Source organism: Paenibacillus oleatilyticus, assembly GCF_018998565.1.
Lineage (GTDB): Bacteria > Bacillota > Bacilli > Paenibacillales > NBRC-103111 > Paenibacillus_G > Paenibacillus_G oleatilyticus.
In genome coordinates this window covers 155313-163882 of record NZ_JAHNZO010000018.1, presented here as the reverse complement: position 1 = coordinate 163882, position 8570 = coordinate 155313, and the positions used below count along the sequence as shown (strand labels likewise).

Genomic DNA, 8570 nt, shown 5'->3' with positions numbered 1-8570 from the left:
AGCATATCCACCAGCCATTCAAGAATTAATAATGGGGAAATCCCTACCAAAAGAAATCTTGATTAGACAGACTAAATATCTAAACAACATTGTGGAGCAAGATCACCGATTCATTAAGAAAATCACAAAACCGATGCTTGGTTTCAAATCGTTTCTTACAGCGGATCAGACGTTAAAGGGAATTGAGGCTTTACATATGATAAGGAAAGGGCAGGCCGATGATAATTCGACTGTCCTCACTGCTGTTGAATGGCTAAATAAGATACTTGGTTTAGTGGCATAGTCAAAGTATAGTTTGTCGTGTAACTGCGACTTTTTTAAATCCTTGCACCAGAACCACATTTATTAATTGAAATAAGGGATGTAGAAACGGAAGGCCCGATTGAATGGGGGGAGACAAAATCCTATTATTCGAACGGTCCTTATTTGTTTTTGATAGTATAATGGGAAAGAATGTGACGATGATAATTTAAATGTGAAACGGGCAGGCGAATGAGATGCATGAAGTTTGAACTCGATCGTAGTTTACTAAGAGAACTTGTATCTGAACGGTATGAGATAGTTTTTTATATGATATAATTAGAAAATAACTCCAAAAAATCAGGATGGCGAAAAATCATGCAGAATCATGTTCGGCGTATTTTTGAAAGGCAGGCCAAAGCTGATCCTGTGAAGATAACAGCAAAAGATATCGAACTGGACATAGATGGTTTTCGGTGTATTATTGATGGGATGAATATCGAATTAACGCAAAAGGAATTTCATTTGCTACAAATTTTAATGCTTAACGAGGGTCGTACCATGACACGCGATTATCTTCTCAATACGGTCTGGGGTTACGACTATTATAACGAGAGCCGTGTTGTCGATAATCATATAAAAAATATACGACGTAAGCTTGGGACTTATTCGATATCTATCAAAACAGTCATTTCTGTCGGGTACAAATACGAGAAAAACATATGAAAATTAAGAAATCAATAATGCTTCAAATATTTTTTACAATCTTATCTAATATTTTTACTTGTATTTGTTTTGCAATTTATATTTTTTGGCAAATATTTCACTTCCCTATATAGCAATTTTTTATTAAGAGATATCCGTGCAGAATTTCAAAGTGCGGTTGAACAATTTTCTAGCAGCAAAAATGAGCAGGCCAATTCTGTTTTAAGTACCTATGCTGTGTCTTATGACGCACCTGTGTTTGCTTTTACCGAAGATTACAGCGTTATTGGGCAAGGGCTTTTCAACTACCTAAGCATTTTGACGGTTCGAGTACCCGGAGTTGGCATTTGTCGTATTCTTATCAGCGGTTTAAATGAAATGCCAAATATTAATTTAAATGATATACTCACGATTGAAGCGGTACGTGTGGGTGAAAGCAATTACTTTGAACCCTATTCGATCCTCTCTACGAACAATATCTATCTATATCGACAAACAGAGAGAGCAAAGAGCACGAAAACAATGACGGCAACCAGTAACTGGTATACTAAAAATGAAGGAAGTCTTTTAAACAACCGTGCACGAATCATCTATGATCTAATGAAAGCTTGCCTGATTAAAAGAAAAGATATAAAAACTTATCTTGCTGCGATTACAAAAGAGCCGTTTACAGATAAGAGAGGAACTTCGTACTATATTATTTCAGAAAGCAGGCGTAAAGACGGAGTTGTGACTTATTTTGTAACGATCCGGCCTATTGTTGTATCCAATAGTGAAGTGCGATATTTTAGCAATTATTTTTATACAGTGTATTGTATTCTTGGCATCCTTTTAATAGCCGCGGTATTTATTTTGTCCAGGAAGCTAAGTGCACCTATCGTGCGTCTTTCAAATGTAACCAGTAAGCTTGCTTCCAAGGATTTTTCAGTCAGGGCAAATGTCAACTTACAGAACGAAGTTGGACAACTTTCAGCAAGCATAAATGTGATGGCAGACAACCTTCAAGCAGCAATGGAAGAATTGCAGCAATCGGCTGAGATAGCAAAAGTAAACGAAAAACGTATGAAGCTGCTGCTTGCTGACCTGGCACATGAGTTTAAAACACCGCTTGGGATAATTTCACTTTATAGCGAAGTCATTGAAAACGGAATGTTTGAAAAGGAGCCTGCATACTATTTTGGAATGTGCCGCATGAGAAATTAGATTACTCATCTTTCAACTTGAATCTCAAGTTACTTGAGGTTTTATAATAACTTTGGAGGTGTTGCAACGTGCACTCAAATTCGAGGAACAGCGTAGACACCACACAAGATCAACAGACTGATCCGACAGCAAAAGAAGTGAAGTTTTCCATCGGACAAGTGGCGAAAATCACAGGATCTACTGTACCCACTGTCCGTTATTACGACGAGATCGGCCTGCTCTCACCTGCAGAGATAACGTCTGGCGGTCATCGTCTGTATACAGCAGCGGAAATATGGCGGTTAAAACTGATCCTTACGCTCCGTTATCTGAATTTTGGCATTGATGAGATTCAGAAAATGATATCTGGGGATACACCTGTTGATACAGCAATAGACTGGCAAATGGAAGTGTTGGACAACCAAATGCGTACGCTTGCCAGCATGAAATCCATTTTGGAACAGACCAAGCAGAGTAAGGGTGGCACAGATTCTCTCCGCTTTATGTACGAGCTGGTTGAATCAATTTCAGCAAATACATTGGCACGGGAAAAGTTTATTTTGGAAAAAATGTTCTTGTCCGTTTTCCCTGAACAATTTCCGGTTGAATGGCGAGAGATTTTTTTACTTGGGATTAAAGTCTCTACTTTGCTGGATGGTAAGCTTTCGGCAGCACAAACGGCTGCATTAGATGAGTTGGAGGAAATGTTTAATGATTCACAGATTGTTCGGGAGTTGAAGAAAGATTTTCTGTCCTACCTGGAAGTCGTTCAGCTACCGAGAATCAGCGTTGAGATGTGGAGCGCCAAAATGATGAAAAACCATAAACAGTTGTTGAAGTTAGCGGAGCAACATGCAACTCCTGACAGTCCTTTCGTACAGGCGAACGTTCAAGAGTATGTCTCGCTGTTTGCCGATGTTGACGAACCCCTTGTCTCGGAGTCATTTTTCCGGCGGTTTGCAGAAAAGATGCTTTCAATGCAGTCAGAAAATCTCGAACGTTTCAGAAGAATTAGCTTTATCTTGTACCCAAGTCTGCAATCGTATATGAAAACAAATGAGTTATTCTACCAAGCATTAGTGTGGAAGCTTCAACAACTGGATAAAGAGTAATAGAACTCTTTGTCTTTCACTTTCTTTGGAAGCGTTAACATGATTAACGTACAGTTTGCAAAGGAGGTGAAATCATAACAATCATCGGAAGTACTTTCAGACAGAAAAGTGAAGTAGGGGGGACTGTAGTTATATGAAGAAAAACAAGCGAAGAACGTTCAGAGTCTTTTTGGGGGGATTTGTGACTCTCTGTATGTTTATGGTGGTTGGCTGCAGCAGTCAAAAAAATGAACCAGCCGAGCAAAAAGAGAGTGCCAAACCAGAGATGGGCGGAACCATTACAGTAGCGTACCCTTATGATCCGGATACGTTAGATGTCCAGAAGTCTGCTGGATCAGCTGAGGTCTATACCTGGTTGCTGGGTGGATCCCTGCTCTATAAGGATCCTGCCACAAACGAATACAAGCCCTCTCTTGCAAGTGACTATAAAATTTCAGAGGATGGCAAAACGTTGACCTTTACCATTCGTTCCGGGATTACTTTTCACGATGGGACACCTCTGACCGCAAAAAGTTTTAAGGAAACCTTCGATCGCGCTCTCAATCCGGAGACGAAAGCAATGACAGTCGGTGAATTAATGACTCCAATAAAAAGTGTGAAAGCGCCAGACGATCATACTCTCGTTCTGGAACTATATGAACCCAATGCTACCTTTCTCTATACGTTAGGGATTAATTCCTCGCAGCCGTTATCGTTGAAAGCGATTGAAAAGGCAGGAGAGGCTTACGGCCGGAATCCTGTAGGAGTAGGGCCGTGGAAGTTTGAGAGCTGGAAAGCGGGCAAAGTCACCTTGGTTAGAAATGAAGCTTTTAAGTGGGGAGAGGCCTATTATGAAAATCAAGGACCTCCAAGAGCGGACAAACTTGTCATAAAATCGATTCCTGACACCAATCTGAGGATGTCAGCGCTAGAGAGTGGTGCGATTGATGTAGCAACGGAGGTACCTGTTAAAGAAGCGAAAAAATTTCAAAACAATCCGAAATATCAAGTTATGGAGCGTGTACGTTCTGGAGTGGGTATGTTGCTGGAGATGAATCTGAGAAGACCGGAGTTTCAGGATATTAAGGTGCGTCAAGCATTAAATATGCTCGTCAATAAAAAAGCCATTATCCAAGCTGTTATGCAGGGAGATGGGGAAGTAGCCCAAACGCCGTTATCTCCAGCAACGCTAGGGTATGACAAATCTTTAGAGAAGTATGGGTACGAGTATAATGTGAACGAAGCAAAGAAATTGTTGGACGACGCTGGTTGGAAAGTTAACGGGAGTGGTGTGAGAGAAAAGGACGGGAAAACATTTAGTCTGGATTTGCTTAGTAGTACAGATATTGACAAAGAAGCCCAATTGGTACAAGCAATGCTGGGGGAAGCTGGTATCAAAATTACGATTCAGAAGCTAGAACTAGGGACGTATTTGCAGGAAGCAGTCAAAGGGAATTTTGATCTAACGCTAATGACCGGTGCGTATGATGATCCAGATATTTTATACTTTTACTTTTATTCCAACGGTGCCTACAACATGACAGGTGTAAAAGATGACAAACTGGATGCTCTCCTTTTGAAAGGGCGTACAACCATACAGATTGATGCCAGAAACCAAGTGTATAAGGATGTACAAAAACGTATAGTTGAGCAAGCGTATGTTGTCCCAATCTATTTCGATAAGGTCTTTACCGTCATAAATTCGCGAGTAAAAGGAGTGAAGTGGACATCTATCATGCCCACCTATAATGACAGCTGGATCGAGAACTAACAAGCAATTAGACGATCTATATGTGAAAGAAGGGAGAGTAGCGAATGCAAAATAACGGATGGGTTGATTCTTTTGAAACGTATGCGGAAAAATTGATAACTAAAGGTCAGGTTCCTGGTGTAGGTTTGGGATTGGCAAAGGATGGACAACTCTTTTATCAAAAGGGATTTGGCTTCCGAGATGTAGAACAGCAGGTAGGCGTTACGATCGATACGGTATTTGGAATTGCATCCATAACGAAATCTTTTACTTGTGTGGCGATCATGCAATTACAGGAAGCCGGTAAGTTATCCGTACATGACCCTGTAGTGAAATACTTGCCGGAATTCCGATTGAAAAATATTGATGTTGGGCAAATCACGATTCATCATTTTATGACGAATACGAGTGGCATTCCTCCCTTGCCAACAATGTTTGCAACGGTGATGCGAAGTTTGGAAGCGAATGGGGCAGAAGACCATTCATTCCCGGAAAGCAATAGAGGTGTTACGGTACCAATCGATACGTACGAAGAATTGATGCATGTTATTTCTACATTAGATGTAGAGCTTTTAGGGCCTCCAGGTACAGAGTTCAGTTATTCTAATGATTGCTTCGCCTTGCTGGGGGCGATCATCAATCGCGTCAGCGGCAAGTCGTATGAGTTGTATGTCAAAGAGCACATCCTTGAACCAATCGGGATGGAGCACACTAGCTTTTTCTTGGAAGAGCTGAATGGGTATGAGAATATTACAAAACTGTATATCATGCGTGACAGAGGCGATCAAAAGGAAGTGATCTCATCTCCGAATTGGTGGGATTTTCCCGCTTCCCGGGGGGCAGGAGCATTGAAATCAACGGTGCGGGATATGCTGCGATATACGGACATGTTCTGCAAAAGTGGGCTTACAGCCGGGGGAAACCTTATCCTGACACCTGAAAGTGTACAACAAATGATGACTCCTTATTTCCCGACAGATATGACACCTGGTCAGTTTTACGGGTACGGCTTGATCATAACGTCTGATTATTATGGAAAAAAGTTTGTTGAACATAGTGGTGGTTTAAAAGGGGTTACCAGTCAGATGTGCTTCTTTCCCGAAACAGGACTGGCCGGAGTAGTGCTGTCCAATATCGAATTGTCGCCGGCTTTGGCGATCATGTCGGGTGCGCTAAATAGTTTGGAAAACCGCCCTCCAGAATCCTCACACCTGGATAGCAAGTATGATTCCGTATCTGAGGAAGTAATGCATCAATTCGTGGGGGATTATCAATCGAGAGAGATTGGGACTTTGCCGGTCAGATTGGATAATGGTCAACTGATGCTCTCCTTTTCGGGAGAAAACTATGTGATGAGACCATTTGCTGAAGATCTTTTTGTCATCCGGCTTTTTGGAACTGATGCCTCTGCACGGTTTATCAGAAACGGAAAGAATGAGATTGTTCGAATGGCTTTTGCGGGGAGACAATGTTCGAAAGAGGTAGCTGCGAATACGTTTGGAAATAAGGCGAGTGGGGGAAACGAAAAATGACACAGCGAGCCAACGCAAGTGATGTGAGATGCCGCCAGCTTGACGAGCTTCTTTCAACAATTGCTGAAAAAAACAATTGGAGCGGGAACCTATTGATTTTGGAAGAAGGGAACCCTTTCTATCAAAATTCCATAGGGATGGCCAATCGGGAAACAGCTGAAAAATTGTCACCGGATTCGGTATTTGAACTCGCATCGGTTTCCAAGGCATTTACAGCAATGGGCATCATGATCCTGCAGGAACAAGGGAAGCTCGATTATTCAGATAAAGTTGACAACTTCTTCCCGGATTTTCCCTATGCCGATATTACCGTAGAGAATCTACTGGTGCACACATCCGGTTTGCCTGATTACATGGAGCTATTTTCTCATTGCTGGGATAAAACGAAAATTGCTACGAATCAAGACATTCTCGATCAGCTACAAAAGCATCGACCAGACGTCTTGTTTCAACCGAATGAAAAGTATGAGTACAGCAATACCGGCTATGCTTTATTGGCTTCCATTGTAGAACACGTAGCAGACACACCATTTGCAGATTTCTTGCAAAAGCATATTTTTCAACCACTCAATATGCACAACACAAGAGTGTACAACCGAAGATATTCTCCTCAGTTGATCCAGCATTACGCCTATGGTTATGTATATTCTGCCCCATCTGAAGCATTTGTGTTGCCCGATGAATCAAGTGAGCACGATTTTGTCATTCATCTGGATGGCATTCAGGGAGACGGTGCTGTCAACTCAACTCTGGATGACTTACGCAAGTGGGACAGAGCGCTTTACACAGAAAAACTGGTCAAGAAAGAAACGCTAGAAAAAGCCTTTTCCCCAGTGCGACTTTCTGACAACAGTATGTCTAATTATGGTTATGGCTGGCGACTGCAAGAAGATCAGGTGACAGGAAAAGTGGTCCAACACGGCGGAAGCTGGCCGGGGTATCGAAGCTGGTTACGACGATATATTGGGACAGATAAAACGATTATTTATCTTACAAACGTGGATCAGGAACATCAGTGGACGGAAAAGACTCTTGAAGCAGTCGAAAATATTATATTTGAACGACCGTACATCATTCCATAAGGATGGGGGTGAACACATCATGAAGCAATACATTTTCAAGCGACTCATTTCGGGTGTCATTGTTCTCTTTGGACTCTCGATTTTTACCTTTATGCTCATTCATTTCATCCCTGGCGATCCGGTACGTATTATGCTCGGTCAGCGGGCAACGGTTGAACAAATCGAGGCGCTGCGAGAAGAGCTTGGGCTCAATAAGCCTCTCGTGACTCAGTATCTCAGCTATGCGTCCGGGGTAGTAAAAGGAGATTTGGGTACGTCACTCAAGACAGGAAGACCTGTAAGCACGGAAATTGCAGAGCGCTTTCCAGCAACGGCGAAAATGGCAGTGGCAAGTCTAGGTGTTGCTGTTGTTGTCGGAATAGGCATGGGAGTCCTTGCTGCGAGATGGAAAGATACGTTTATTGATAGCTTCGTCATGACGTTGTCAACCTTTGGCATGGCACTGCCGGGTTTCTGGTTAGGTCTTCTTGTGATTTTGGTGTTTTCTGTGCACTTGGGCTGGTTTCCGATCGCAGGAGGCACCGGATTCATGGATATCGTACTGCCTGCGTTCACGCTCGGTATTTTGATGGCGACATCGCTCAGTCGTTTGACACGTGCAGGCATGGTGGAAGTTTTATCCAATGATTACATCCGCACAGCTCGTGCAAAAGGCATGAGTGAGCGACTTGTGCTAATGCGGCACGCATTTCGCAACGTGATGATCCCGATTGTTGCGGTAATCGGACTAGAATTCGCGGGACTGTTAGGCGGGGCTGTCATTGTTGAGCAAGTATTCAACTGGCCGGGGATAGGGACATTGGCGATTCAAGCGATCAGCTCGCGAGATTTCCCCATGATACAGGGAACGACATTGTTTATCGGTGCGATTTACGTTCTTGTCGTGATCGTAATTGACGGGTTGTACGCCATCCTCGATCCACGTATCGACTACACGGTAAAACGAGAGGGAGTGTAGTATGGGTCAGGTCAACAAAACGATTTCCGT

8 protein-coding genes are annotated in these 8570 nt (G+C 42.6%); all 8 read left to right on the top strand.

The features are described 5' to 3' along the window. Window positions 1-283 (top strand): DDE-type integrase/transposase/recombinase (locus KQX66_RS22425; RefSeq protein WP_216795029.1); only part of this gene is annotated, 283 nt, incomplete at its 5' end. A gap of 335 nt (window positions 284-618) precedes the next feature. After that, the gene (locus KQX66_RS22420; RefSeq protein WP_216795028.1) at window positions 619-966 is read left to right on the top strand and encodes a winged helix-turn-helix domain-containing protein; all 348 of its coding nucleotides are present in this window, start codon (window positions 619-621) and stop codon (window positions 964-966) included. A 69-nt stretch (window positions 967-1035) separates the two neighbouring features. Further along, the gene (locus tag KQX66_RS22415) at window positions 1036-2148 is read left to right on the top strand and encodes a HAMP domain-containing protein (RefSeq protein ID WP_216795027.1); all 1113 of its coding nucleotides are present in this window, start codon (window positions 1036-1038) and stop codon (window positions 2146-2148) included. A gap of 68 nt (window positions 2149-2216) precedes the next feature. After that, window positions 2217-3239: a MerR family transcriptional regulator gene (locus KQX66_RS22410; protein WP_216795026.1), complete on the top strand. Its 1023-nt coding sequence runs from the start codon at window positions 2217-2219 to the stop codon at window positions 3237-3239. A gap of 133 nt (window positions 3240-3372) precedes the next feature. Then, entirely contained in the window at window positions 3373-4989 is a 1617-nt protein-coding gene (locus tag KQX66_RS22405) for an ABC transporter substrate-binding protein (protein WP_216795025.1), read from the top strand. Window positions 4990-5033: 44 nt separating this feature from the next. Beyond that, entirely contained in the window at window positions 5034-6500 is a 1467-nt protein-coding gene (locus tag KQX66_RS22400; protein WP_216795024.1) for a serine hydrolase, read from the top strand. Then, a complete protein-coding gene (locus KQX66_RS22395; RefSeq protein WP_216795023.1) occupies window positions 6497-7582 on the top strand; it encodes a serine hydrolase domain-containing protein in 1086 nt (361 codons plus the stop codon). The genes KQX66_RS22400 and KQX66_RS22395 overlap by 4 nt, the downstream gene beginning before the upstream one ends. A gap of 19 nt (window positions 7583-7601) precedes the next feature. Next, a complete protein-coding gene (nikB, locus tag KQX66_RS22390) occupies window positions 7602-8540 on the top strand; it encodes a nickel ABC transporter permease (RefSeq protein ID WP_216795022.1) in 939 nt (312 codons plus the stop codon). The last annotated feature ends 30 nt before the right edge of the window (window positions 8541-8570 follow it).